General features: G+C 68.0%; 18 protein-coding genes. 12 read left to right on the forward strand and 6 right to left on the reverse strand.

The annotated features are described in order from the left end of the window. Positions 1-116: 116 nt before the first annotated feature. Positions 117-536, reverse strand: a complete 420-nt coding sequence (locus DWF00_RS12895; RefSeq protein WP_114827940.1) for a nuclear transport factor 2 family protein — start codon at positions 534-536, stop codon at positions 117-119. Positions 537-756: 220 nt separating this feature from the next. Between DWF00_RS12895 and DWF00_RS12900 the strand changes: the two genes are divergently transcribed. Beyond that, on the forward strand, positions 757-1,584 hold the full coding sequence (locus DWF00_RS12900; protein WP_114827941.1) for an aldo/keto reductase: 828 nt from the start codon (positions 757-759) through the stop codon (positions 1,582-1,584). Positions 1,585-1,747: 163 nt separating this feature from the next. On the opposite strand, the gene DWF00_RS12905 is transcribed toward DWF00_RS12900, so the two are convergent. The 4 genes from DWF00_RS12905 to DWF00_RS12920 form a co-directional block, all read right to left on the reverse strand. Beyond that, positions 1,748-2,512, reverse strand: a complete 765-nt coding sequence (locus DWF00_RS12905; protein ID WP_114827942.1) for an enoyl-CoA hydratase/isomerase family protein — start codon at positions 2,510-2,512, stop codon at positions 1,748-1,750. 114 nt (positions 2,513-2,626) lie between these two features. Further along, complete coding sequence (locus tag DWF00_RS12910) at positions 2,627-3,664, reverse strand: amino acid ABC transporter substrate-binding protein (RefSeq protein ID WP_114827943.1); 1,038 nt, start codon at positions 3,662-3,664, stop codon at positions 2,627-2,629. A 40-nt stretch (positions 3,665-3,704) separates the two neighbouring features. Next, the gene (locus DWF00_RS12915) at positions 3,705-4,328 is read right to left on the reverse strand and encodes a L,D-transpeptidase (protein WP_114827944.1); all 624 of its coding nucleotides are present in this window, start codon (positions 4,326-4,328) and stop codon (positions 3,705-3,707) included. A gap of 27 nt (positions 4,329-4,355) precedes the next feature. Further along, positions 4,356-4,829 (reverse strand): hypothetical protein, encoded by a 474-nt coding sequence (locus DWF00_RS12920; RefSeq protein WP_114827945.1) that lies wholly within the window; start codon positions 4,827-4,829, stop codon positions 4,356-4,358. A 339-nt stretch (positions 4,830-5,168) separates the two neighbouring features. On the opposite strand from DWF00_RS12920, the gene DWF00_RS12925 reads away from it, so the two are divergent. The 6 genes from DWF00_RS12925 (at position 5,169) to DWF00_RS12950 (ending at position 12,395) form a co-directional block, all read left to right on the forward strand. Continuing rightward, positions 5,169-6,083, forward strand: coding sequence for a LysR family transcriptional regulator (locus DWF00_RS12925; protein ID WP_245973851.1), 915 nt, complete (start codon positions 5,169-5,171; stop codon positions 6,081-6,083). 217 nt (positions 6,084-6,300) lie between these two features. After that, positions 6,301-6,780, forward strand: a complete 480-nt coding sequence (locus DWF00_RS12930) for an NAD(P)H-dependent oxidoreductase subunit E (protein ID WP_114827946.1) — start codon at positions 6,301-6,303, stop codon at positions 6,778-6,780. Beyond that, on the forward strand, positions 6,777-8,345 hold the full coding sequence (locus DWF00_RS12935; protein WP_114827947.1) for a formate dehydrogenase beta subunit: 1,569 nt from the start codon (positions 6,777-6,779) through the stop codon (positions 8,343-8,345). The genes DWF00_RS12930 and DWF00_RS12935 overlap by 4 nt, the downstream gene beginning before the upstream one ends. A 24-nt stretch (positions 8,346-8,369) precedes the next feature. Next, positions 8,370-11,252: a formate dehydrogenase subunit alpha gene (gene fdhF, locus DWF00_RS12940; RefSeq protein WP_114827948.1), complete on the forward strand. Its 2,883-nt coding sequence runs from the start codon at positions 8,370-8,372 to the stop codon at positions 11,250-11,252. Continuing rightward, positions 11,239-12,081, forward strand: a complete 843-nt coding sequence (gene fdhD, locus DWF00_RS12945; RefSeq protein WP_114827949.1) for a formate dehydrogenase accessory sulfurtransferase FdhD — start codon at positions 11,239-11,241, stop codon at positions 12,079-12,081. The genes fdhF and fdhD overlap by 14 nt, the downstream gene beginning before the upstream one ends. Continuing rightward, positions 12,078-12,395, forward strand: a complete 318-nt coding sequence (locus DWF00_RS12950) for a formate dehydrogenase subunit delta (protein WP_114827950.1) — start codon at positions 12,078-12,080, stop codon at positions 12,393-12,395. Before fdhD ends, DWF00_RS12950 begins: the two co-directional genes overlap by 4 nt. Here the strand turns inward: DWF00_RS12950 and DWF00_RS12955 are convergent. Then, positions 12,392-13,576: an ROK family protein gene (locus tag DWF00_RS12955; protein WP_114827951.1), complete on the reverse strand. Its 1,185-nt coding sequence runs from the start codon at positions 13,574-13,576 to the stop codon at positions 12,392-12,394. The two genes, DWF00_RS12950 and DWF00_RS12955, sit on opposite strands and share 4 nt — an antisense overlap. 124 nt (positions 13,577-13,700) lie before the next feature. Here DWF00_RS12955 and DWF00_RS12960 point away from each other — a divergent pair, with 124 nt between their 5' ends. The 5 genes from DWF00_RS12960 to DWF00_RS12980 form a co-directional block, all read left to right on the forward strand. Further along, entirely contained in the window at positions 13,701-14,444 is a 744-nt protein-coding gene (locus DWF00_RS12960; RefSeq protein ID WP_114827952.1) for a glucosamine-6-phosphate deaminase, read from the forward strand. Positions 14,445-14,449: 5 nt separating this feature from the next. Then, complete coding sequence (locus DWF00_RS12965) at positions 14,450-15,472, forward strand: N-acetylglucosamine-6-phosphate deacetylase (RefSeq protein ID WP_114828047.1); 1,023 nt, start codon at positions 14,450-14,452, stop codon at positions 15,470-15,472. A gap of 45 nt (positions 15,473-15,517) precedes the next feature. Next, entirely contained in the window at positions 15,518-16,717 is a 1,200-nt protein-coding gene (locus tag DWF00_RS12970; protein ID WP_114827953.1) for an ABC transporter substrate-binding protein, read from the forward strand. Positions 16,718-17,097: 380 nt separating this feature from the next. Next, complete coding sequence (locus tag DWF00_RS12975) at positions 17,098-18,066, forward strand: AraC family transcriptional regulator (protein WP_114827954.1); 969 nt, start codon at positions 17,098-17,100, stop codon at positions 18,064-18,066. A gap of 136 nt (positions 18,067-18,202) precedes the next feature. Further along, a partial coding sequence (locus DWF00_RS12980) for an autotransporter-associated beta strand repeat-containing protein (protein ID WP_181832509.1) occupies positions 18,203-26,795 on the forward strand: 8,593 nt, incomplete at its 3' end.

The raw sequence follows: 26,795 nt of genomic DNA on the forward strand, positions 1-26,795 counted from the left end.
TGCTCCAGCTCTGACCGTCATTGCGAGCGCAGCGAAGCAATCCAGGGGGGCTTGCTCGCCCGGTCCCCCTGGATTGCTTCGCTGCGCTCGCAATGACGGTGAGGTCTTGAGGCGTATTACTTGGTGACGAAGACGCGGGCGATTTCCTGATCGGCCAGCTTCCAGCCGTCCTCGGTTCGCACGAAGCGGCTGTGCCAGTCGCCGATGCTGAAGGGCTGGCCCATCGCCAAAGGCAGCTCGGCGCCGCGGCCGTTATGCATCACGTAGTAGGTCAGGCCTTCGGCATGGTCGGCGTCGATGATGCGAATGCGCATCGTCGTCAGCAGATGCCGCATCACCAGGTCATCCGGGCGCTTGCCCAGGATGTTCGGGATTTCGGCCGCGCCGCGCAAGGTCAGGTCGCCGCGGCGCAGCGTCCCGTCCGGTGCGAAGAGCGCGACCATGCCGGCGGCGTCGCCTCGGTCGACCGCGACCGCGTATTCCGCCAGCAGGGAGCGGCAGGCCTGTTCGATGCTTTGCTTGTCGTGCGTGTCCATGCCCCGAGCGGTCGCACGTGGCTGTACGCCTGTCAGCCCGGCGCAAGCGACAAGCTGATTTCCGTCCTGTGAAACGGCGATCCGGCGTTTGCACGACGGGAGAAGCTGGCATCCGGCCCCTGCGCCTTACCCGGGGCGGGGGGCGCTGCTAGGTCTGGTGAGCAAGATGGCTGGTGTCTTTCGCCGGCCGAGATGTCACCGATACGGGCCGGGCGCAGCGATGATCCATACAGAAATCAACGGCGTAAGCCTGCCGGTGCTCGGCTTCGGCACCTATCACCTGCGCGGGCCGGAGGGCGTCAGGGCGATCCGCCACGCGCTCGATATCGGCTATCGCTACGTCGATACCGCCGCACGCTACGAGAACGAGGAGGAGGTTGGCCAGGCCATCGCTGAATCCGGCCTCGACCGGGACCGGCTCTTCCTCGCCACCAAGCTGCGCTACACGGATCTTGAGCCGGCTTCGATCGAGCAAAAGGTGCAGGAGGGCCTGAAGCGACTGCGCGTCGACCATGTCGACCTCTTGATGCCGCATTGGCCGAGCCCGGAGATTCCGGTCGCGCCGATCATGGAGGCCTTCGCCAAGGTGCGAGACAAGGGCTATGCCCGCCATATCGGCGTCAGCAATTTTCCGACGCGGCACATGCGCGAGGCGATCGCGGCCTTCGACGGGCCGCTCTTTGCCAACCAGGTCGAGTATCACCCGTTCCTGCGCCAGTCGGCCGTGCTCGAGCAATTGCGCGCGCATGGCATTCTGCTGACCGCGGCGGTGCCGCTGGCGCGCGGCGCGATCGATGCGGAGCCGGTGCTGCACGAGCTTGCCGCCGCGCATGGCAAGACCACGGCGCAGATTACCCTGCGCTGGCTGATCCAGCAGCCCGGCGTGACCGCGATCCCGAAATCGGGGCAGGCAGAGCGGATCAGGCAGAATTTCGAGATTTTCGACTTCGCCCTGTCCGACGACGAGATGGCGCGGATCGACGCGCTGCAAGGCGACCGCCGCCTCGTCGACACGCATTGGGCGCCGGAATGGGATGCGGTGAGCTAAACGGCGTCTAACCCACAGTCCTCATCCTGAGGAGCGCCGTAGGCGCGTCTCGAAGGATGTTCCAGGAGGTTCGGAAGCCCACTGGAGCATCCTTCGAGACGCCGCTGCGCGGCTCCTCAGGATGAGGGCTGAGCTGTTCGGGCCGTGAAGCGAAGGTTCCGCGCTACTTGCGCCGCCCCGCATACGCGCCGAGCCCGTCCTTGAGCTCGGCATTGCCGGTCTTGGCTTTCGCGTTCTTGGTCGCGAGCGCGATGCCGTCCTCGTAGCCGAGCTCCTCGCAATGGCGCAGGAAGCGCTTGGTCTCCTCCAACGCGCCGGGCTTACCGGCGAGGATGGCGGTCAGCGTCTCCTCCAACTCCTGCTCCAGCCTTGCTGCCGGGACGGCCCGGCTGACGAGGCCGAGGCGCATCGCCTCATGCGCGTCGAAGGTCCGGCCGGAGAGCAGCAGGTCGGCGGCGTCGCGCGGGCGCATCAGCTTGAGCAGGCTCGGCACTGCGCCATAGGGCGCGATGCCGTGGCGTACCTCGGGGAAGCCCAGCTTCGCCGTTTCCTCGGCGATGACGATGTCGGCCCAGCCGGCGATCATCGTGCCGATGCCGAGCGCGACGCGCTCGACCACGCTGACCACCGGCTTCGGGCAGAAATAGATCGCGCGGTTCATGCCCTCGATCAGGTCGTACATGCGCTCGACCTCTTCGGGCGGCGCAGTCTGCAGGGCGGCGAGGTCGTTGAGGTCGCGCCCGGCGCAGAAGGCGCCCTGCCGGCCGCGCAGCACGACGGCGCGGCAGCTCGCGTCGCCCGCGAGCGCCGTCATCTCGGCGACGAGCCCGGCGACCATCTGGTTGGAGAGCGCGTTGAGCCGGCCGGGATTGCTCAGCCAGAGCGTGACGATCCCCGACGCGCTGCGCTCGACCTCGATGCCGCTCATGCCAATGCTCCTCGCTGACGCCGGGCGAATGCCCGTCCGGCGCTTATAGCCGAGCGGCGGGAGCGGGGTGTTGCGCCGGGTCGATTGTTGCTTTTCGCCCGGCGAAGAGTCGGATCAGCGCAGCGGCGGGGCGTAGAGCACGCCGCCCATGCTCCAGAGCTGGTTGAGGCCGCGCGGGATGCCGAGGCGCGAGCGCGTCCCGAGATTGCGCTCGTAGATCTCGGAGTAGTTGCCGACGGCCTTCACGGCGCGGATGGCGAAGGCGTCGTCGAGGCCGAGCATCTTGCCGAGCCCGCCCTCGGCGCCGGTGAAGCGGCGGACGTCGGGCTTGGCCGAGGCGATGGCGTCGGCCGTGTTGGCCGAGGTGACGCCGAGCTCCTCGGCATTGATCAGGGCGAAGTGCACCCATTTGACGATGTTGAACCAGGGGAAGTCGTCGGCGCGGGTCACCGGCCCGAGCGGCTCCTTGGAGATGACGTCGGGCAGGATGATCGCGTCCCCGGGCTTGGCGAGCTTGAGCCGCTCGGCATAGAGCGCCGACTGGTCGCGGGTCAGCACGTTGCACTGGCCGCCCTCGAAGGCGGCGAGCGCTTCCGAGCTCTTTGGGAAGGCGCGCTCCTCGTATTTCATCGAGTTGGCGCGGAAATAGTCGGCGAGGTTCGCCTGCGTCGTCGTGCCGGCCTCGACGCAGACCTTGGCGCCGTCGAGGTCGAGCGCCGAATCCTTGTTGAGGCTGCGCATCACCAGGAAGCCCTGGCCGTCATGGAAGTTGATGCCGGCGAAGGCGAGGCCGAGGCCGGCCTCGCGCTCCAGCGTCCAGGTCGAGTTGCGCGAGAGCAGGTCGACCTTGCCCGCCTTCAAGGCCTCGAAGCGATCGCTGGCCGAGAGCGGCACAAAGCTCACCTTGGACGGGTCGTTGAAGATCGCGCCCGCGACCGCGCGGCAGAAATCGACGTCGAAGCCCGACCATTGCCCCTGGCCGTTCTGCTCGGAGAAGCCGTAGAGGCCCTCGCTGACGCCGCATTGCAGCGTGCCGCGCTGCTTCACCGTATCGAGCGTTCCGGCCGCGGCGGGAATCGCGACGGCGCAGAGCGCGGCCGCGCCGAGGCCGGCGAGGGCGGAGCGGGCGTAAGCCTTGACTGCGTGCAACATGAGCGGTCCCCGTGACGCAAGAACTATGGTTTGAACGCGGCTACAGGCTGGCGCTGTGCCGGATGATCACCTTGGTGCCGACGGGCACGCGCTCGAAGAGATCGATGATGTCGCCATTGGCGAGCCGGAAGCAGCCCGACGAGATCGCCTGGCCGATCGTCTCCGGCTGGTTGGTGCCGTGGACGCGAAACACCGTCGAGCCCAGGTAGAGCGCGCGCGCGCCCATCGGGTTGCCCGGCCCGCCGGCCATGAAGCGCGGCAGATAGGGCTGGCGCGCGATCATCTCCGGGGGCGGGCGCCAGTCCGGCCATTCCGACTTGCGGCTGACCTTGACCAGTCCCGACCACTGGAAGCCCTCGCGCCCGACGCCGATGCCATAGCGCAGGGCGCGGTTATTGCCCTGGACGACATAGAGGAAGCGCTCGGAACTCTGGATGATCACCGTGCCCGGCGCTTCGCTCGAACGGAACAGCACCATCTGCTTGGCATAGACGCCGTCGGCGTGGACGTGCTCGTCGGAGACGCGGCCGGGCTCGTCGCCGATATCCATGGTCTCCTGCTCGGCCGCCTTGGGCGCGCCCTGCGCCAGGGTTGGCGGGCTCGCCAGCGCGACGAGCGCGAGGGCGGCCGCGGCCAGGATGTCGAGCTTCAGGCTGGTGCCCATGGTGTCATTCTCCGGAAGCGCTGGCGATCAGGCGCCGCAGCGCACGTAGACGAAGGTGCCGTAGCGCCGGTCGGCGTCGGCGTCGACGAAGCGCATGGTCAGGATGTTGCTCGAGACCGCCTGGACCTCGCGGTCCTGCGGATCGCCGGCCGGGGCCTCGAAGCCGAGGTAGACCTTGTTGGCCGGCCCGGCCTTGAGCTTCAGCTCATAGGGCTTGGGGTCGTCGGCGACATGCATCATCACGCCGTCGGTCGGGCCCTTGGTGATGGTGTAGGGCTGGCCGCATTGCGCCTTGGCCTGCGCCTCGGTGCGCTTGCGGTCCTTCTCGGTGTGGTAGGAGGCGATGCCCCAGCGCCCGATCAGGCGTGCGTTGGTGAAGCCCGCGGGCGGGGGCGGGGCCGAGCCGACCGCTTGCGGGGCCGCCGTGTCGAGCGCGGTTTCGCCGATCGTGCCGCAGCCGGCGAGGGCGAGCGCCAGCAGCGCGGCGCCTGCGGCGGTCAATCCCGATGGCCGACGAAAGGGAAACGCGGCGCGCGCGCCAGTAGTGATGGCGGGAAATGAGGAGGGTGCCGGCGAAGTCGCGGCTTGTCTGGTCCGGTGTCGCAGCAGCACGTCATGCCCCCCAGGGTCTTTTGACCTCTGCCATCATGGTCGAACATCTTCGCGGAATTCAAGCCGTGACGTGAAACCATGGAATGGGCACCGCAGAGCTATGAATGAACGCTCCCGCGCCGAGGTCGGGGCTGCGGCGTTGCAAGTTTCTGAATTGGCGAGGAAACTGCCGGCAACCGCGGCGCCCTCGCAGCCGCGGTTCCGAGCAAGGGATGTGGCCGCGCCTTCATGATCATTCGCCAACTGGTCTATCTCGACGCGCTCGCCCGCGAGAAGCACTTTCGCCGCGCGGCCGAGGCCTGCCATGTCTCGCAGCCGACGCTCTCGGCCGCGATCGTGCAGCTCGAGGAGGAGCTCGGCGTCCTCATCGTCGAGCGCGGCCGGCGCTTCCAGGGCCTGACCAAGGAGGGCGAGCTCGTGCTCGCCCATGCGCGGCGCATCCTGGCCGAGGCCGACCAGATGAAGGACGCGATCGCCGAGCTGCGCGACGGCGTCAGCGGCAGGATCAGGTTAGGCGCCGTCCCGACCGCGCTGCCGATGATCGCGCATATCACCGCGCCGTTCTCGACGCGCTATCCCGGCGCCTCGCTGACCGTGCTGTCGCTGACCTCGACCGAGATCCAGGACCGGATCGACAATTTCGAACTCGATGTCGGCCTGACCTATCTCGACAACGAGCCACTCGAACGCGTCATCGCCAAGCCGATCTACCAGGAATCCTACGTGCTGCTGACGCGCGAGGACGGCCCGCTCGGCGGGCGCGACAGCATCACCTGGGCGGAGGCCGCCGATCTCAAGCTCTGCCTGCTCACCGCCGACATGCAGAACCGGCGCATCATCGACGGCATCTTCCGCTCGGTCGGGCACGCGCCCAAGCCGGCGATCGAGACCAATTCGATCTTCAACCTCTGCTCCCATGCCGGCATCCAGGGCGTCTCCAGCATCGTCTCGTCGCAACTGCTGGAGTTCTTTGGCCTGCCGCTCGGCACCAAGGCCCTGCCGCTCACCGAGCCCGATGCCAGGCGCACGATCGGGCTGATCATGGCCGACCGCCAGCCCTTCGCGCCGCTCGCCCGCAACCTGCTGATGATGTCCGATACGGTCGTCGAGGCGGCGCTGCCGAGGCTGCCGATCGTTAAATAGTCGTAACCTATCGTGGGGCGCCAGAAGGGGCATCTTCTTGCGTCAGGCGCCGAGGCGTAGGCCCATGTTGCGGGCTCCTGCGAGGGCGATGCCTCGTTCTGACTGATCTTTGATAGCTCTTGGCTATCTAACAGTTGGCACAATCGATTTGAAATCATCCTAAACTTGGCCATCATGTCCACAAGCAGAGCCGCGAAGCGGCCGGCATGGAGGAACGATGGTTCGATATCCAGCTTGGGATCAGGACGAGGCGCGCTCGATTGTGTCGGGCCTGTCTCACCTCGAAGGAGCGACGCTGCCGATCCTGCACGCCCTGCAGGAGGAATTCGGCTATGTCGACCCGCAGATCGTGCCGGTGATCGCCTATGCGCTGAACCTGTCGCGCGCCGAAATCCATGGCGCGATTAGCTTTTATCATGATTTCAAGACCTCGCCGGCGCCGCGCCGGGTGATCAAGCTCTGCCGCGCCGAGGCCTGCCAGGCGCTCGGCTGCGAGACGATGGTCGACCATCTCGCCCGCGATCACGGCATCGATGTCGGCGCGCTGGCGCACTCGCATGATGTCGCCATCGAGACGGTCTATTGCCTCGGCAATTGCGCGCTCGGACCCGCGGCGCTGGTCGATGGCGAGCTGATCGGGCGGCTCGATGCCGATCTGCTCGCGGCTTTGTGCTCCCATCACGGAGCCGACGCATGAGCGACGCCCCATCCGTGAAGGTCTTCGTTCCGGTCGACGCGGCCGCGCTCTCCGTCGGCGCCGAGGCCGTGGCCAAAGCCGTGGCGCGCGAGGCCGAGGCCCGCGGGCTGAGCGTCGAGATCATCCGCAACGGCACGCGCGGCATGCTCTGGCTGGAGCCGCTGGTCGAGGTCGAGACGCCGGACGGGCGCATCGCCTATGGCCCGGTCGCGACTGGCGATGTCGCCGGCCTGTTCGATTCCGGCTTCCTGAGTGGGGCCGCGCATGAGCTCAATCTCGGCAAGACCGAGGAGCTCGACTGGATGAAGCGCCAGCAGCGCGTCACCTTCGAGCGCATCGGCGTCACCGACCCGCTCTCGCTCTCCGACTACCGCACCTATGACGGGCTCAAGGGCCTGCAGAAGGCGCTGTCGCTGACCGGCGCCGAGATCGTCGAGACCGTGCGCGCCTCGGGCCTGCGCGGTCGCGGCGGCGCGGGCTTCCCGACCGGCATCAAGTGGAAGACCGTCCACGACGCCCAGGCCGAGCAGAAATACATCGTCTGCAATGCCGACGAGGGCGATAGCGGCACCTTCGCCGACCGCATGCTGATGGAGGGCGACCCCTTCCTGCTGATCGAAGGCATGACCATCGCCGCGGTCGCGGTCGGTGCGACCAGAGGCTATATCTACCTGCGCTCGGAATATCCGCATGCGCACAAGGCGCTCTCCCGCGCCATCCTCAAGGCCGAGAATGCCGGGCTGCTCGGCGATTCCGTGCTCGGCACCAACCACGCCTTCCATCTCGAAGTGAGGCTCGGCGCCGGCGCCTATATCTGCGGCGAGGAGACCTCGCTGCTCGAAAGCCTGGAGGGCAAGCGCGCCATCGTCAGGGCCAAGCCGCCGATCCCGGCGTTGAAGGGCCTGTTCGCCAAGCCGACCATCGTCAACAACGTGCTCTCCTTCGCCGCCGTGCCCTGGATCCTCCAGCACGGCGCGCAGGCCTATGCCGATTACGGCATGGGGCGCTCGCGCGGCACGCTGCCGGTCCAGCTCGGCGGCAACATCAAGCGCGGCGGGCTGGTCGAGCTCGCCTTCGGCATCTCGCTGCGCGAGATCATCGAGGATCTCGGCGGCGGCACGCTCTCGGGCCGGCCGATCCGCGCCGTGCAGGTTGGCGGCCCGCTCGGCGCCTATCTGACGGCCGGGCAGCTCGACGTGGCCATGGACTACGAGGCGCTGGCCAGCATCAAGGCGATGCTCGGCCATGGCGGCATCGTCGTCTTCGACGACACGGTCGACATGGCCAGGCAGGCCCGCTTCGCCTTCGAGTTCTGCGCCAAGGAGAGCTGCGGCAAGTGCACGCCCTGCCGCATCGGCGCGACGCGCGGCGTCGAGACGATGGACCGCATCATCGCAGGCCACGAGCGGCCCAAGAACATCGCGGTGCTGCGCGACCTCAACAAGCTGATGACCGACGCCTCGCTCTGCGCCATGGGCGGCCTGACCCCCATGCCGGTGATGAGCGCGCTGAACCATTTCGCCGAAGATTTCGACCGGCCGGTTTTGCCGCTGGCCGCCGAGTAAGGCAAGAAAGCTGAGGATTCTGCGATGAGCCTGATCAAGGAACTCGATTTCGGCACCCCGATCCGGGTCTCGGACAAGCTGGTCACGCTGACCATCGACGGCGAGAGCGTCACGGTGCCGGCCGGCACCTCGGTGATGGCGGCGGCGATGAGCATGGGCACCAAGATACCCAAGCTCTGCGCCACCGATTCGCTCGAGCCCTTCGGCTCCTGCCGGCTCTGCCTGGTCGAGATCGAGGGCAGGCGCGGCACGCCCGCCTCCTGCACCACGCCGGCCGAAGAGGGCATGGTCGTCAGGACCCAGACCGAGCAGCTCGCGACCCTGCGCAAGGGCGTGATGGAGCTCTACATCTCCGACCACCCGCTCGACTGCCTGACCTGCTCGGCCAACGGCAATTGCGAGCTGCAGGACGCGGCCGGCGCAGTCGGCCTGCGCGAGGTGCGCTATGGCTACGAGGGCGAGAACCACGTCTTCGCCAAGGGCAAGGACGGCGCGGACAACGTGCTCTTCCTCGGCAAGGACACGTCCAACCCGTATTTCACCTATGACCCGACCAAATGCATCGTCTGCAATCGCTGCGTCCGTGCTTGCGAGGAGGTGCAGGGCACCTTCGCGCTGACGATCAGCGGCCGCGGCTTCGATTCGCGCGTGGCGGCCGGCCCGACCGACTTCCTCGGCTCTGAATGCGTCTCCTGCGGCGCCTGCGTGCAGGCCTGCCCGACGGCGACGCTGATGGAGAACCTGGTCATCGAGCACGGCCAGCCCGAGCACTCCAAGGTCACGACCTGCGCCTATTGCGGTGTCGGCTGCTCGTTCAAGGCCGAGATGCAGGGCGACAAGGTCATCCGCATGGTGCCGTACAAGGACGGCAAGGCCAATGAGGGCCATTCCTGCGTCAAGGGCCGCTTCGCCTTCGGTTACGCGACCCATAAGGACCGCATGACCAAGCCGATGATCCGCGCCAAGATCACCGATCCCTGGCGTGAGGTCTCGTGGGAGGAGGCGATCTCCCACGCCGCTTCAGAGTTCAAGCGCATCCAGCTGAAATACGGGCGCGAATCGCTCGGCGCCATCACCTCGTCGCGCTGCACCAACGAGGAGGTCTACCTCGTGCAGAAGCTGGTGCGCGCCGGCTTCCGCAACAACAACGTCGATACCTGCGCCCGCGTCTGCCATTCGCCGACAGGCTACGGCCTGAAGACGACGCTCGGCACCTCGGCCGGCACGCAGGACTTCAAGTCGGTCGAGAAGGCCGACGTCATCCTGGTCATCGGCGCCAACCCGACCGACGGCCACCCGGTCTTCGCCTCGCGGATGAAGAAGCGCATCCGCCAGGGCGCGCGCGTCATCGTCGCCGACCCGCGCCGGATCGACATGGTCAAGTCGCCCCATATCAAGGCGGACTACCACCTGCCGCTCAAGCCGGGCACCAACGTCGCGCTGATCAACGCGATCGCGCATGTCATCGTTACCGAAGGGCTGATCGACGAGGATTATGTCCGCGAGCGCTGCGACCTCGCCGATTTCGAGCTCTGGGCCCGCTTCGTCGCCGACGAGCGCAACTCGCCCGAGGCGAGCGAGGCGTTCACCGGCGTGCCGGCGGCCGATGTCCGCGGCGCTGCCAGGCTCTACGCCACCGGCGGCAACGGCGCGATCTTCTACGGGCTCGGCGTCACCGAGCACAGCCAGGGCTCGACCATGGTGATGGGCATGGCCAACATCGCCATGGCGACCGGCAATATCGGGCGCGAGGGCGTCGGCGTGAACCCGCTGCGCGGCCAGAACAACGTCCAGGGCTCCTGCGACATGGGCTCGTTCCCGAACGAGTTCACCGGCTATCGCCACGTCTCCGACGATGCGACGCGCCAGATCTTCGAGACGATCTGGGGCGTGCAGCTCGATTCCGAGCAGGGCCTGCGCATCCCGAACATGCTCGACGAGGCGGTCGGCGGCAATTTCAAGGGCTTGTACGTGCAGGGCGAGGACATCGCCCAGTCCGACCCCAACACCAAGCACGTCACGGCCGGCCTCGCCGCGATGGAATGCGTCGTCATCCAGGACCTGTTCCTGAACGAGACGGCGAAATACGCCCATGTCTTCCTGCCGGGCTCCTCCTTCCTGGAGAAGGACGGCACCTTCACCAATGCCGAGCGCCGCATCAACCGCGTCCGGCAGGTCATGGCGCCGATGTCGGGCAAGGCCGAGTTCCAGGTCACACTCGACCTCGCCAAGGCGCTCGGCTACGAGATGAGCTACGCGCATCCGAGCGAGATCATGGACGAGATCGCGCGGCTGACCCCGACCTTCGCCGGCGTCAGCTACAAGAAGCTCGACGAGCTCGGCTCGGTGCAGTGGCCCTGCAACGAGAAGGCGCCAACCGGCACGCCGCTGATGCATGTGGACCGCTTCGTGCTCGGCAAGGGCAAGTTCATGATCACCGAGTTCCTGGCGACCGAGGAGCGGACCGGGCCGCGCTTCCCGCTGATCCTCACGACCGGGCGCATCCTGTCCCAGTACAATGTCGGCGCGCAGACCAGGCGCACCGAGAACAGCCGCTGGCATGAGCAGGACGTGCTGGAGATCCATCCGTTCGACGCCGAGAGCCGCGGCATCAAGGATGGCGACCTGGTCTCGCTGGCAAGTCGTTCCGGCGACATCTCGCTGCGCGCCGAGGTCTCGGAGCGGATGCAGCCGGGCGTGGTCTACACCACCTTCCACCATGCCGAGACCGGCGCGAACGTCATCACCACCGACTTCTCGGACTGGGCGACCAATTGCCCGGAATACAAGGTGACGGCGGTCGAGGTGCGGCGTACGAATTACTATTCGCAGTGGCAGGAGAAGAACCGCGAGGAAGACTTCTCGCTGCGCCGCATCGCAGGACGCTTGCAGGATGCCGCAGAATAGCACTCCGGCCCAGCCGCCGGCCTCCCACGCGGTTCCGGTCAGGCCGCTGCGCTTCGCCAGCGGGCTGCTGCCGGAGGTTGCGGCCGAGGTCGCGGTCGAGGCACCGGTCAACATCGTCTACGGCACCATGCCCTATGCGGTGATGATGGCGAGCCCTGCCGATCTCGAGGATTTCGTCGCCGGCTTCAGCCTGACCGAGGGCATCATCCGCGGCGTCGACGAGATTCGCGGCATCGTGGTGACGCCAAAGGAGGAGGGGATCGAGGTCGCGGTCGAGCTCGCACCCGGCCGCTTCCGCGAGCATCTGGCGCGGCGGCGCAACCTCTCGGGCCGAACCTCCTGCGGGCTTTGCGGCGTCGAGACGCTCGAAGAGGTGCCGATGGCGCGCGAGCAGACCGGCGACGAGCCGCCGATCGCGCTCGGCGCCATTGAGGCGGCGTTGGAAGCTCTGACGCGGCACCAGCCGCTGAACCGGCTGACGCGCTCGGTCCATGCCGCCGCCTGGTGCGACCGCGACGGCAAGATCCTGGCGGCGCGCGAGGATGTCGGGCGGCACAATGCGCTGGACAAGCTGATCGGCGCCAGGCTGCGTGCCGGCCATGACGCGCGCGGCGGCTTCGTGCTGGTCACCAGCCGCGCCTCCTTCGAGATGGTCGAGAAGACCGCGATCTTCGGCGCGGGCGCGCTGGTGACGATCTCGGCGCCGACCTCGCTCGCGATCGAACGGGCGAAGAAGCTCGGGCTAACCTTGGTCTCGGTCGCCCGCGACGATGCCGCGATCCTCTTTGCCGGCAAGCTTGCCGAGGAACTGGAAACCGAAGCGCGATGAGCCAAGACAGCACGAGTCAAGACAGCACGAGCCAAGACAGCACGAGCCACGACACGCACGACCACCGCGATCCCGCTGCTGCCAGGGCGGCAAATCTCGTCAAGCTCGGGCAGATGGCCAGCCAGATCGCCGACTTCTTCAAATCCTATCCGGAGGATCAGGCGGTGCCGGCTATCGCCGATCACATCAACCAGTCCTGGGGCCGGCGCATGCGCGGGGATTTCCTCGCGACCTACCATGCGGAGCATCCCGACCTGCCGCCGCTGGTGCGCAAGGCGATCGCGCTTGTCAGGCCACCGAGCCCCGGGGTCTAACCGCCCCGCAACAGCGCCTCAGCCGCCCGGCTGAGCAGCGGGGATGCGGCGCCGTGGATCTCGAAATGCGGGTTCGCCCGCTCGCTGGCGAGCTGCGGCATGACCAGCCCTTCAAGCGTGCCCTCGGCCCGGAACAGCGCGTCGAAATGTGCCCAGAGCTGCGCGTTGGCGACGAAAGGGCCGCTGACGATGATCCGGTTGGGGAAGAACAGCCGGCAGGCATTGGCAAGCGCCCGCGCCAGGACACGGGCGGCCTGATCGATCTCGGGCAGGCTCAGCAGGTCGCAGCCGGAGAGCTGCTCGCTCAGCCGGGCCTCGTCCTCGCCGAGATTGGGCCAGCGCTCACGCAACAGCGGCAGCAGCGACCAGAGCGCGGCGCCGGTCTCCAGGCAGGCCGTGTTGCCGCAGCCGCAGCGCCGTCCGTCCAGCACCGAGAAGCGCCAATGGCCGATCTCGCCGAAGGAGCCGCCGGCCGGCGAGAAGGACTGGCCGTCGACCGCATAGGCGAGGCCGATGCCCCAGCCCCAATGCACCAGGAGCGCCCCGCCGGCGAAGAGAAGCGGCTCGCGCGCCGCGCGCGCCCTGAGCTCGGCATCGAGGTTGCGGCAGATCTCGACCGGGCCGGCGATCGGCTCGAGAATGGCCTGGATGTCGAGCCCCCGCATTTTTGGCCAGCGCGAGGCCATCAGCCATTGCCGCTCGCGGATGTCGATCAGGCCGGAGAGCGAGACGGCCGTGCCGGCATGGCTCATGCCGCGCGGCATGGCGGCGACGAGGAAGCCGGCAAGCTCGGCCATGGCGGCGGCGAGCGCGTCGTTGTCGGCCTGCGGCGGCAGCGGGATCGTGCGCTCCTCCAGCAGATGGCCGTTGAGATCGACCAGCGCGCCGGAAAGCGACTGGCTGGAGACATAGATCACGGAGGCGCCGATGCGGCGCGGATTGGCGATCAGCACTGCGGCCGGCCGGCCACGCCCGGCGGTCTCGCCGGCGACTTCGAGGATGAGGCGGCGCGCCGTCAGGTCGGCGACGACGCGCGAGGTCGTGGTCGAGCGCAGCTCCAGCTGCCGCGTGATCTCGACGCGCGAATGCGCCAGCCCGCGCGCCACCAGCCCGTAGACCCGGGCGCAGTCGCGCTCATAGGGCGTGGCGAAGGGAATCTCGTCGACCGTTGCGAGCGACACGGGGCGCGTCTGCCTCTATTTCGAACGTCTGTGTTTAAAAATAGCCATTGCCTTTTCAGGCGGTCCACATAGAGTTTGTCGCAGGAAATATAAACATTTTTTCTGCTGCAGGTTCAAAAATAGCATGATCGATCTCCGCATCGTCGCCGACAAGGACACGCTGGGCCGGCAGGCCGCCAAGCTCGGAGCCGACGCCATCCGCGCCGCGCTCGCCAAGCACGGCCACGCCAACATCATCGTCGCGACGGGGGCGAGCCAGTTCGAGGTGCTGACCCATCTCGTCGCGGCCGAGGGCATCGATTGGTCGAAGATCACCGCCTTCCATCTCGACGAGTATGTCGGCCTGAGCGAAGAGCATCCGGCGAGCTTCCGGCGCTATCTGCGCCTGCGCTTCGTCGCGCCGACTGGCGGCAAGGCCGAGTTCATCCCGGTCGACGGGGAGGGTGATCCGCAGGCCGAGACCGCGCGCCTGAACGCCCTGATCGCGGGCAAGCGCATCGATGTCTGCTTCGCCGGCATCGGCGAGAACTGCCATCTCGCCTTCAACGATCCGCCGGCCGATTTTGAGACCGAGCAGCCCTATATCGTCGTGACGCTCGACGAGGCCTGCCGCAACCAGCAATTCGGCGAGGGCTGGTTCCCGACCTTCGCCGATGTGCCGGAGCGCGCCATCTCGATGAGCGTGCGGCAGATCATGAAGAGCGAGCTGATCATCCTGTCGGTGCCGGACGAGCGCAAGGCCAAGGCCGCGCAGGCTGCGGTCGAGGGGCCGGTCAGCCCGCTCTATCCGGCCTCGATCCTGCAGCAGCACGCCAATACGGTGCTGTTCATGGACCCGCCGGCGGCCTCGCTGCTGAAAAAGGCGTGACGGCGATGCGCTCCGCCGGGTTGATCGATCTCCAGGTCAACGGCTTCGCCGGGATCGACTTCAATTCCGGCACGATCACCACCGCCGAGCTCGATCATGCGCTGGAGGCGATGCTCGCCACCGGCGTGACGATCTGCCTGCCGACGATCATCACGGCTCACCCCCACGAGCTGGAGCAGCGTTTTATCGCACTCGACAAGGCCGTTTCGGAGAGCCGGCTCGGGAGGTTGATGTGCCCGGGCTACCATCTCGAAGGCCCGTTCCTGAACCCGGCTGAGGGCTATCATGGCTGCCATCCGCCGGAGGCGATGACGGCGGCTGGCATTGGGCTGGTCGAGCGCCTGCAGGGGCTGATCAGCCGGCCGATCCTGCTGGTGACGCTGGCGCCGGAGGTCGAGGGCGCGCTGGCGCTGGTCGCGGCGCTGAAGCGCTCGGGCCGGATCATCGCGATCGGCCATAGCGCCGTCGATTTCGATCTGGCAGAGGCCGCGGCGCAGGCCGGCGCGACGCTCTCGACCCATCTCGGCAACGGCATGCCGCAGCAGGCGCACAAGCTCAACAACGCCATCTTCGCCCAGCTCGCCGAGGACCGGCTCTATGCGAGCTTCATCGCCGACGGCATCCATATCCAGCCCAAGGCGCTGAAGGCGCTGATCCGGGCCAAGGGCATGGAGCGCGCCATCCTCGTCACCGACGCGATCTCGGCCGCCGCCTCGCAGCCGGGGCGCTATCCCTTCGCCGGCATGAGCGTCGAGCTTGGGGCTGACGGCGCCGTGCGCCAGCCGGGCGGCGTCGGCCTGGCCGGCTCGGCGCTCAGCCTCGACCAGGGCGTGCGCAATCTCGTAGCCTGGGGGCTTGCGACGCCCGAGAATGCGATCGCGCTGGCCTCCGGCCACCCACTGGCGCTGCTGGAGCCAAGCCTGAAAGCCTTCGGGATCACGCTCGACCTCGGCGAGGTCGACTGGTCCGACGCGCTTGCCGTCCGCAGCGTTCGCCTGGGCGAGGTCGAACGCCGCTTCGCCGCCTGATCGATGACGTCCAACAGCTTCGCAAAGAAGAGGGGAGATAATGACATGAGCCATGACCTGACCGGAATTAACCGCCGTACCGTGCTGGGCGGCCTCGCTGCCGTCACTGCCGGTGGCGCCAGCGGCGCCTTTGCCGCCTCGCCGCCGCTGCCGAGCGCGCCGGTCGCGATCAACCTGATCGATGTCGGCGGCGCGCTGGCGCTGATGCAGCGCGCTTTCGACGACTACAAGGCCGCCAATCCCAAGCTGATCTCGCGCCTGACCTATGTGAAGGCGCCGGCGCCCGAGCTCGCCAGCAAGATCAAGGCGCAGCAGGATGCCGGCCGCGCCGATCTGGACATCGTGCTGACCGGCAGCGACGGCCTCGCCGCCGGCCTCGACCAGAAGCTCTGGCTGAAGATCCTGCCCGATTTCAACGACAAGTTCCCCAATATCGAGCAGAACTACGAGCCGGCCGCGCTCAACCTGCACAAGGTTCAGGGCGACGGCTTCGGCGTCGTGGTCAACTACTACCCGTCCGGCCCGCTGATCGAATACATGCCCGACCGGGTGAAGACGCCGCCGACCACGGCCGAGGAGCTGCTCGCCTGGGCCAAGGCCAACCCCAACAAGTTCATGTATGCGCGCCCGGCCAATTCCGGCCCCGGCCGCACCTTCATGATGGGGCTGCCCTACCTGCTCGGCGACAAGGACCCGCAGGACCCGCTCAACGGCTGGGACAAGACCTGGGCCTATCTCGCCGAGATCGGCCAGTACATCGAGTATTATCCGGCCGGCACCGGCGCGACGATGAAGGAGTTCGGCGACGGCTCGCGCGACATCATCATCTCGACCACCGGCTGGGACATCAACCCGCGCGCGCTCGGCATCGTGCCCAAGGAAGCCAAGATCGGCACGCTGAAGGGCTTCCACTGGGTCTCCGACGCGTTCTTCATGTGCGTGCCCAAGGGCGTGCCGAACGACCGGCTCGCCGTGGTGCTGGACATGATGGCCTACGTGCTCACCCCCAAGGCGCAGGCCTACGCCTATGACGAGGGCTATCTCTATCCCGGCCCGGCGGTGAAGAACGTGCCGCTCTCGCTCGCGCCCAAGGCGAGCCAGGACGTCATCGCCGAGTTCGGCCGGCCGGAATATGCGGATCTCATCGCCAACAATCCGATCGAGCTGCCGCTCAAGCCCGAGAAGATGGTCGTGGCCTTCCGCAAGTGGGACGAACTCGTCGGCTCGAAGTCCAACAAGAAGTAAGCCGATACGGCTGAGCGACGCCGCCGTGGCCGGCAGGCCGCGGCGGCGTTTTGTTGGCCGGACGATCTGCCGCAGCGCCGCCACGGCCGGGCGCGGCGCCGCGCCATTGACCAATGGCGGCGCAATTCGCGAAGGCCCCTCAGTTCAGCGGCAGAGAAAATCTGTATTCAAGTCTTGATTCCAGATTTAGATCGGACGATGCTCACATTAACCTTGGCGGAAAGAATGACGCTCTGGTTTAGTCTAGAGCTTCCGTTGTGAACGGCTGTTCACTTAATTCGCTGGTAAGTTATATTTACTTTAGAACGACTTCTCCCTGATATGCACCTCCAGTTTCGGCAAGGCCGATGCGTCGGCATCGGCTGCGAGGGCATTCGGGCGTGTTCAGCTGGTCCACAGACCACATTGCTCCACGCGAGCGCTTCGAGCATTGGCGCGAAGTGCGGGCGAAGGGCGTGTTCGGCGTCACGGCCGAGCTCGATCCCGATCAGGATGGCGAGTTCAAGGGCAGCATGACGATCCGGCCGCTCGGAGCGGCCGCCCTGGTCGAGCTGCACGCCACGCCCTACCGCGTCTCGCGCACCAGGGCCGATATCGCGCGGGCGCCGAGCGACAGCCTTTGCCTCTACCAGCAGCTCGACGGCGGCGGCTGGTTCGAGGCGGCCCGGGGCGGGGAGTTCGTCACGCCGCGCGGCACGCTGGCGACGAGCCATTCCGACCTGCCCTACAGCACGGCGCCGATGACGGCGGCCGGCTTCCACCTGCGCGTCCTCAAGATCCCGAACGGCGCGGCGCTGACCAGGCGCGCCCATGAACTGGTGGCCATGCCCCTCGATGACCGCGTGCCCGTCACGGCGCTGATCCAGTCCTGCTTCTCCGACCTGGCGGCGAAGGCCGACAACCTCGATTCGGCACAGGCCGAAAGCCTCGTCCAGGCGCTGGCGCAACTGACCCTGATCGCGCGCGGCGTGGCCGAGGCGCGCAGCGAGAGCAGCCGCGCGGCGCTGCGGGTCGGGCGGCTCTCCGCTGCCCGCTATATCATCGGCCGCGACGCGGACCGCGCCAGCCTGTCGCCGGCCTTCGTCGCCGGGCAGCTCGGCATTTCCGTGCGCCATCTTCACGCCCTGTTCGAGCCGACGGGCCAGAGCTTCTCGCAAAGCGTCACGGCCGCCCGGCTCGCCGAGGCCTGCCGACGCCTGCGCCAGCATCCGTCCCAGCCTGTCGCCGACATCGCGTTCGCCTGCGGCTTCGACAGTCTGGCGACCTTCCACCGCGTCTTCCGCGCCGCCTTCTACATGCCGCCGGGCGATTATCGCCGCTCGCTTCAGGGCAAGGGGCCGGATGGGTGAGGCTTTTCTGCCGATCCCAACGATTTTAGCCAGCCGCGGCCTGTCGTGCGCTGGATGAGAAGACAAGGGCGCTGACCTTGCGACAGGGTCCGCGCCAAAAGCTGGGGCGCTTTGCGCCGAGGATTCGGATTTGGCCATGGCTGCGAAGACGAGAACGGGACTGCGGAAGGCGAAGGGCGCCTCGACGCGCGGAGCGCTCCAGACCTGCCACGACATGGTCAAGCCGGTCGTACTGGCGCTCAGCCGGCGGCACCGGCGCGCGCTGCTCCTGGCCTGCACGGCGCTGGTCATGCCAATGGTGCTGGCCTTCTCCGCCGTTCCGGCCATGGCGCAGTTCACCGGAGGCAATGGCGGAAATGGCGCCGACGCGCCCAATGGCTCAAGCGCGGGCGGCGGCGGCGGGGGCGGTGCCTATGGCGATGGCAGTGCGACTGCCGGAGGCGGTGGCGGCGGGTCCACGGGCGGTCAGGGAAACCGCGGCGGTAGCGGCGGTGGCTCGGACGGTGCCGGCGGCGGCGGCGGCGGCTACGGGGCTGGCGCCGGTGGTGGCGGCGGCGGCGGCGGCGGCGCCGGTCGGACCCTCAACGCCGATCTGATCAACAGCAATGCCATTACCGGCGGCAATGGCGGCAGCGGCGGTATCGGAGACTACAATTCCGTGCCGAATTACTCGTATGGCGGCGGTGGCGGTGGCGGCGGCGGCGGTTCCGGCGTCATCGCGGGGACCGGCACCAACCTCAGCAATTCCAGCACGATCACCGGCGGCAATGGCGGCGGCGGCGGCTCGTCCAGCGGAGCGATCGACCCGTTCACCGACCCCTCCGGCAACGGCGTGGGCGGCAGGGGCGGCAACGGCTTTACCGCGACCGGCTCGGCCGGGCTGACGATCACGAATACGGGCACCATCAAAGGCGGGGGCGGCGGCTCCGATTTCCAGAACTACCAACCGTACCGGCCGCAGCCCGGCGGCGTCGGCATCATCGGGCAGAACCTGACGATCATCAATAGCGGCACGATCGCCGGCGGTGCCCTGGGCGGCGCGGCCGGTGTGAACGGCGCGCTGTCGACGGCCATCATCATCACCGGGGGCACCAACAGCATCACTGCACTTGCCGGCAGCAATATCGGCGCGATCGAACTCGGCGGCAACACGACACTTGCAGGCACGTTCAACAACACGATCCAGGTCAATGGCGGCATCGCCGTGTCGGTGATCGGAGCGACGGCCGCGGGTGACGTGGCCGGCATCACGACCTTCAACAATTACGGCGCAACCACGATCGCCGATGGACGCAAGCTCAGCGCCCAGACCATCAGTAACGCCGCGGGCACGATCGGCATCGGCGCCGGCGCGACCCTGCAGGGCACCGGCAATACCCTGTACAACAACGCGATCATCAATGTCGGCGCAGGCGGCAGCGTCGTCGACGCGGGCGCGATCAACAACCAGGGCGGCGGCACGATCAACTTCAACGGCCCGACCGGGACGGCGACGCTGTCCGCCGGGCAGGGCATCTACAATGACGGGCAGATCAAGGTGCTCGGCGGCGACGTCGCCGTCACCGGCGACATCAGCAACCAGAACAACGGCACGCTGGCGCTGACCGGCGGCAACATGACCGGCGTGGGCACGCTGACCAATAGCGGTACCGCGACGCTGAACGTGGCCTCGGGCTACAATCTCGGCGTCGGCACGCTGTCCGTCTCGGGCGGCAGCGTCACCGGCACGGGCACGATCACGGCCTCGACTGCGTTCAACCTGTCGGGCGGGACGATCGGCGCCACGCTCGCGGGCACGGCCGCCTTGACCAAGACCGGCGCCGGCACCGCCATCCTGGCGGGCGCGAACAGCTATAGCGGCGGCACCACGATCAACGCCGGCACCTTGCAGCTCGGGTCCGGCGGCGGCCTGCTCGCGACCAGCGACCTGAGCGTCGGGACCGGCTCGTTCTTCGATCTCAACGGCCAGTCGCAAGGCTTCGGCAAGGTCGAGGGGGTGGGCGAGGTCAAGCTCGGCTCAGGCGGGGCGCTCACGGTCGGCAACGCCGACGCCAGCTCGACCTTCGACGGCGTCATCAGCGGCGCGGGCTCGCTGACCAAGGCCGGTACCGGCACCTTCGTGCTGAACGGCGCCAATGCCTACACGGCCGGCACGACGGTCAGCGGCGGCACTCTCCAGCTTGGCAGCCTCGGCAGTCTGGCCGCGACCGGCAGCCTCGGCATCGGTGCGGGCGCGACCTTTGACCTCAACGGCCGCACGCAGACGATCGGCACGCTTTCGGGCGCGGGCTCGCTCACGCTTGGCGGCGGCGGCGCGCTCAGCGTCGGCAACGGCGATGGCAGTTCGGGCTTCGGCGGCGTGATTTCCGGCGACGGCTCGCTGACCAAGCTCGGCACGGGCACGCTGACGCTGACCGGCGCCAACACCTATACCGGCGGCACGACCATCTCCGCCGGCACTCTGCAGCTCGGTGACGGCACGCTGGATGGCAGCATCGCCGGCAGCATCGTCAATAACGGGATGCTGAGCTTCAACACCGCCGGCAGCATCAGCTTCGATGGGGCGATGACCGGCACGGGCGGCCTGGCCAAGTCGGGCAGCGGCACCCTGACCCTGACCGGGGCCATCGGCAGCACCGGCGCGACGACGATCAACGCCGGCACGCTATTGCTCGGCACGGGCGGCAGCCTCGCCAGCAGCAGCGCGGTCAACATCACCTCGTCGACCGGCATCCTCGACCTCAACGGCCTCACGCAGACGCTCGGCGACCTCGCCGGCATGGGCGAGGTGAAGCTCGGCAGCGGCGCGCTGACCATCGACAAGGCCTCCGGCTCGTCGAGCTTCAGCGGCGTGATCTCGGGCTCGGGCTCGCTGACCAAGAGCGGTTCCAGCGCGATCGTGCTTACCGGCGAGAACACCTATACCGGCGGGACGACGATCTCCGGCGGCACGCTTCGGATCGGCACCGGCTCAAACACGGGCTCGATCCAGGGCGATGTCGTCAACAACGCTCAGCTGTCCTTCGCCCGGATCAACGACTATACCTTCGCCGGCGACATCTCCGGCTCGGGGCAGGTCGATACCGCCGGCCTCGGCAAGCTCATCCTGACGGGCAACAACACCCATACCGGCGGTACGAACGTCCTAGCTGGCTCACTGCAGATCGGCGACGGCACGACCGATGGAAGCATCGGCGGCGACATCAACGTCTGGACCAACGTCATCTTCAACACGGTCGGGACCCGGACCTTTGCCGGCCGCGTCCGCGACGGCGCTAGTGCGCACGGCGCCTTCACCAAGACGGGGGCGGGCACCCTGACCCTGACCGGCGCCAACAGCTATACCGGCGGCACGACGATCAGCGGCGGCACGCTCGCACTCGGCAGCGGCGGCAGCCTCTATAGCGGCGGCACGGTCAACATCACCTCGTCGACCGGCATCCTCGACCTCGCCGGCCACGCGCAGACGCTCAGTGGCCTCGACGGCACGGGCGAGGTGAAGCTCGGCAGCGGCGCGCTGACGTTCAACCGAGCGTCAGGCTATTCGGACTTCGGCGGCGTGATCTCGGGCACCGGCTCCCTGACCAAGAGCGGCAGCGGCTCGCTCATCCTCTCCGGTGAGAACACCTATACCGGTGGGACGACGATCTCCAACGGCTGGCTTCAGATCGGGTCCAGTGGGTCCACGGGCTCGATCCAGGGCAACATCGTCAACAACAGCGCGCTCTACTTCGGCCGGGCCGACGACTACACCTTTGCCGGCGATATCTCCGGTTCGGGCATGGTTTTTACCGCCGGCGGCGGCAAGCTCATCCTGACCGGCAACAACACCTATACCGGGGATACCTTCGTCCCCGTCGGCTCGCTGCAGATCGGCGACGGCACGACCGACGGAAGCATCGTCGGCACCATCAACGTCAGCACCAACGTCACCTTCAACACGGTCGGCACCCGGAGCTTCGCCGGCCGCGTCCTCGACGGCGTCGCTGCGTCCGGCTCCTTCACCAAGGACGGGGCCGGCACCCTGACCCTGACCGGCGCCAGCACCTATACCGGCGGCACGACGATCAACGGCGGCGCGCTCCGGCTCGGCAATGATAGCGCCAATGACGGCTCGATCACCGGCAACGTCGTCAACAACGGCGAGCTCCAGTTCGACAACCTGAACGATGCCGGCTTCGGCGGCGAGATCTCCGGATCGGGCGCCGTCCGCAAGCTCGGCACCAACACGCTGACCCTGACCGGCGCCAACACCTATGCCGGCCCGAGCCTCGTCAACGCCGGCACCTTGCGGCTCGGCGGCAATGACCGGCTCAACGCCAGCGGCAACGTCACGGTCTCGTCGGGCGCGGTCTTCGATCTCGGCGGCTATTCGCAGGGTATCGGCGAGCTCAGCGGGGCCGGCGAGGTCAAGCTCGGCACGGGCGGCGCGCTGAGCGCCGGCAAGAACACCAACTCGACCTTCACCGGCATCGTCAGCGGCGCAGGCTCGCTGACCAAGACCGGCACGGGCCGGCTGACCCTGGCCGGCGACAACACCTATACCGGCAGCACGACGATCGATGCCGGCATGCTGCAGATCGGTAATGGCCTGGCGACCGGCTCGATCGCGACCGATGTCGTCAACAACGGCACCCTCGCCTTCAACCGCTCGAACGACTACGTCTTCACCTACGTCATCACCGATGGCTCCGGCTCCGGCGCGGTCGAGCAGAACGGCACCGGCCGGACGGTTCTGACCGGCACCAACACCTATACGGGCGGCACCACCGTCAATGCCGGCGCGCTGCAGATCGGCGATGGCGGCGCTGCCGGCTCGATCCTCGGTGGCGTGACGGTCTCGTCCGGGGCGGAGTTCGCGGTCAATCGCTCCGGCGTCTACACGCTGCCCAACGCCGTCGGCGGTGCCGGCAGCTTCGCCCAGCGCGGCAGCGGCACGACGATCCTCGGCGACGGCATGACCTATACCGGCGGCACCGTGATCGCGGCCGGCACGCTGAAGGTCGGCAGCGGCGGCACGCAGGGCTCGCTCGGCTCAGGCAATATCAGCAATGCCGCCGCGCTCGTCGTCGACAAGAGCAACAGCTTCACCATTGCCGGCGCCATCAGCGGCACCGGCAGCTTCGAGACGACCGGCGGCACGGGCGGCACCGGCAAGACCACGCTCTCGGGCGCCAATACCTATACCGGCGCGACGACCGTCAGCGGCGGCGCGCTCGAGGTCTCGGGTTCGCTCGGCGACACCGCCGTCTCGGTCAGCAGCGGCGCGACGCTGGCCGGCGGCGGCACGATCGCCGGAGCGGTGACCATCGCCGATGGCGGCCATCTGGCGCCCGGCGCCAATCCCGGCACGCTGACCACCGGCGTTCTGGCCGTCGGCTCGCTCAACCTGTCCTCCGGCTCGATGCTCGATTTCGACCTCGGCCTGCCCAACCAGCTGACCGGCAGCGACCGCGTCGACGTCACCGGCAATCTCGTGCTCGACGGCACGCTGAACATCGCCGATGCCGGCGGCTTCGGCGGCGGCATCTACCGGCTGTTCACCTATGGCGGCACGCTGACCGATAACGGCCTGTCGATCGGCTCGCTGCCGGGTGGCACCTCGGCCTCCGACCTCTCGGTCCAGACCTCGGTCGCCGCCCAGGTCAACCTGGTCAATTCGGCCGGCCTGACGCTGAACTTTTGGGATGGCTCGGCCGCCGGCAACGCTAACAACAACCTCGTCGATGGCGGGGCCGGCACCTGGAATGCCACCAACGGCTCCTGGACCGACCAGAACGGCAGCGTGAACGCGCCGCCGAGCGCGACGCCCGGCTTCATGGTGTTCCAGGGCTCTGGCGGCACCGTGACCGTCGATGACGGCGCCGGCGCGATCGCGGTGACGGGCATGCAGTTCGCCGCCGACGGCTACCGGATCGAGGGCGCCTCGATCGCGCTCAGCGGCGCGCAGGCGATCATCCGCGTCGGCGACGGCACCTCGGCCGGCGCGGCCTATACCGCGACCATCGCCTCCGTGCTGACCGGCGCCAGCGACCTGGTGAAGACCGATCTCGGCACGCTCGTGCTCACCGGCGCCAATACCTATACCGGCAACACCGTGCTCAACAGCGGCACGCTCTCGGTCTCGTCCGACGCCAATCTCGGCGATGCGGCCGCCGGCCTCGTCTTCAATGGCGGCGTGCTGCGCGTCACCGGCACGAGCTTCAGCTCGACTGCCCGCGCGATCACCTTCGACAATGGCGGTGGCGGCTTCGATATCGCTGACGCCGCCAACAGCTTCACCGTGAGCCAGGCGCTGAGCGGCAATGGCGGGCTCGCCAAGCTCGGGGCCGGCACGCTCGTGCTGACCGGTGCGAACACCTATGCCGGCGGCACCATGATCAGCGGCGGCACCTTGCAGATCGGCAATGGCGGCACGAGCGGCGAGATCGACGGCAACATCGTCAACAACGGCCGACTCGCGGTCAACCGCTCCGACGATGTCAGCTTCTCCGACATCGTCTCCGGCACCGGCTCGCTGGTGCAGATGGGGCCGGGCAGGCTGACCCTGACCGGCGCCAATACTTATGCTGGCGGCACCACGATCGCCGCCGGCACCTTGCAGCTTGGCGACGGCGGCACGAGCGGCTCGATCGTCGGCGATGTCACCAACAATGGCACGCTGGCCTTCAACCGCTCGGACGCGGCGACCTTCGCCGGTGTGGTCTCCGGCAGCGGTGCATTGAAGCAGCTCGGCTCCGGCACGACGATCCTGACCGGCGCGAACAGCTATACGGGGGGCACGGTGATCGCGGCCGGCACCCTGCAGCTCGGCAATGGCGGCACGACGGGTTCGATCGCCGGCGACGTCGCCAATAGCGGCACGCTGGCCTTCAACCGCTCGGATGCGGTGAGCTTCGCCGGTATCGTGTCCGGCAGCGGTGCGCTGAAGCAGATCGGTTCGGGCACGACAACCCTGACCGGCGCCAACACCTATGCCGGCGGCACGGTGATTTCGGCCGGTACCTTGCAACTCGGCAATGGCGGCACCTCGGGCTCGATCGGCGGCGACGTCGCCAATGACGGCACGCTCGCCTTCAACCGCTCGGACGTTGTGAGCTTCGCCGGCGTGGTCTCTGGCAGCGGCGCGCTGAAGCAGACTGGCTCGGGCACGACCATCCTGACGGGAACGAACAGCTACACCGGCGGCACCACGATCATGGCCGGCACGTTGCAGCTCGGCACCGGCGGCACGAGCGGCTCGATTGCGGGCGACATCACCAATAACGGCACGCTCGCCTTTGATCGCTCGGATGCGGCGACCTTTGCGGGCATCATCTCCGGCAGCGGCGGGTTGAACCAGATCGGCGCCGGCACGCTCGTCCTGACCGGCGCCAACACCTATGCCGGCGGCACGGTGATTTCGGCCGGCACGCTGCAACTCGGCGATGGTGGAACCTCCGGCTCGATCACGGGCGACGTCCTCAATGACGGTACGCTGGCCTTCAAGCGCTCGGACGAGGTGACTTTTGGCGGCGCCATCTCCGGTACGGGCGCGCTGAAGCAGATCGGCTCCGGCACGACGACCCTGACCGGGGTTAACAGCTATGCGGGCGGCACCACGATCTCGGCCGGCACGCTGATCGGCTCGGCGACGAGCTTCGGCAGCGGCGCCATCCTGAACAACGCGGCGCTGGTCATCGACCAGCCCGCCAATGCCGTCTTCGCCAACGCGATCGACGGCACCGGCTCCTTCACCAAGACCGGCGCCGGCAGCCTGAACCTGACCGGCACCAGCGGGCTGACGGGGCCGACCACGGTCGCCGCAGGCCGGCTCGCGGTGAACGGCTCGCTCGCCAATTCGCCGGTCACGGTGCAGAGCGGCGGCACGCTTGGCGGCAATGGCACGGTCGGGACCCTGATCGTTCAGAGTGGCGGCATCGTCGCGCCCGGCAACTCGATCGGCACGATCACCGTCAATGGCAGTGTCACCCTGGCGCCGGGCTCGATCTACCAGGTCGAGGTCGACGGCTCCGGCCGGTCGGACAGGATCGTCGCATCCGGCGCGATCACGGTCTCCGGTGCGACGCTACAGCTCGCAACGATCACCGGCACGGTCCAGCCCTCGGCGCGCTACGAGCTGTTCAGCGCCACGGGTGGCGTCTCCGGCCGCTTCAGCAGCGTCACCAGCAACTTCGCCTTCCTGACGCCGAACCTCTCCTACGACGCTGCGCAGACCTATCTGACGATCGAGCGCAACGACGTCTCCTTCGGCAGCGTCGGCCAGACGCGCAACCAGGGCGGTGCGGCCACGGCGAGCGAGCAGCTCGGCACCGGCAACCCGGTCTATGACGCGGTCGTCAAGCTCGATGCGCCAGCGGCCCGCGCCGCCTTCGACGCGCTGTCTGGCGAGATCCACGCCTCGGCGAAGGGCGTTCTGGCCGAGGAGAGCTCGGCGCTGCGCGATGCGGCGACGGGGCGGCTGCGCTCGGCCTTCGGCGCCGTCGGCGCGGCGCAGATGGCGACCATGAACTACGGCTTCACGGCCGACCTCGCCCCAAGCGCGACCGGCCCGATGCCGAGGTTGAGGTCGGACCGCTTCGCGCTCTGGGGCCAGGGCTACGGCTCCTGGGGCCGCAGCGAGAGCGACCGCAACGCCGGCAAGCTGACCCGCTCGAGCGGCGGGCTCATGGTCGGCGGCGACGTCGCGGTCTTCGACAACCTGCGCTTCGGCGCGCTCGCCGGCTACA

The sequence above is a fragment of the Allobosea caraganae genome, assembly GCF_003351345.1.
Lineage (GTDB): Bacteria > Pseudomonadota > Alphaproteobacteria > Rhizobiales > Beijerinckiaceae > Allobosea > Allobosea caraganae.

Bases quoted from the DNA above. Each gene is read 5' to 3' on its own strand.
- DWF00_RS12895 (WP_114827940.1), bottom strand. From the start codon at position 536: ATGGACACGCACGACAAGCAAAGCATCGAACAGGCCTGCCGCTCCCTG.
- DWF00_RS12900 (WP_114827941.1), top strand. From the start codon at position 757: ATGATCCATACAGAAATCAACGGCGTAAGCCTGCCGGTGCTCGGCTTC.
- DWF00_RS12905 (WP_114827942.1), bottom strand. From the start codon at position 2,512: ATGAGCGGCATCGAGGTCGAGCGCAGCGCGTCGGGGATCGTCACGCTC.
- DWF00_RS12910 (WP_114827943.1), bottom strand. From the start codon at position 3,664: ATGTTGCACGCAGTCAAGGCTTACGCCCGCTCCGCCCTCGCCGGCCTC.
- DWF00_RS12915 (WP_114827944.1), bottom strand. From the start codon at position 4,328: ATGGGCACCAGCCTGAAGCTCGACATCCTGGCCGCGGCCGCCCTCGCG.
- DWF00_RS12925 (WP_245973851.1), top strand. From the start codon at position 5,169: ATGATCATTCGCCAACTGGTCTATCTCGACGCGCTCGCCCGCGAGAAG.
- DWF00_RS12930 (WP_114827946.1), top strand. From the start codon at position 6,301: ATGGTTCGATATCCAGCTTGGGATCAGGACGAGGCGCGCTCGATTGTG.
- DWF00_RS12935 (WP_114827947.1), top strand. From the start codon at position 6,777: ATGAGCGACGCCCCATCCGTGAAGGTCTTCGTTCCGGTCGACGCGGCC.
- fdhF (WP_114827948.1), top strand. From the start codon at position 8,370: ATGAGCCTGATCAAGGAACTCGATTTCGGCACCCCGATCCGGGTCTCG.
- fdhD (WP_114827949.1), top strand. From the start codon at position 11,239: ATGCCGCAGAATAGCACTCCGGCCCAGCCGCCGGCCTCCCACGCGGTT.
- DWF00_RS12950 (WP_114827950.1), top strand. From the start codon at position 12,078: ATGAGCCAAGACAGCACGAGTCAAGACAGCACGAGCCAAGACAGCACG.
- DWF00_RS12960 (WP_114827952.1), top strand. From the start codon at position 13,701: ATGATCGATCTCCGCATCGTCGCCGACAAGGACACGCTGGGCCGGCAG.
- DWF00_RS12965 (WP_114828047.1), top strand. From the start codon at position 14,450: ATGCGCTCCGCCGGGTTGATCGATCTCCAGGTCAACGGCTTCGCCGGG.
- DWF00_RS12970 (WP_114827953.1), top strand. From the start codon at position 15,518: ATGAGCCATGACCTGACCGGAATTAACCGCCGTACCGTGCTGGGCGGC.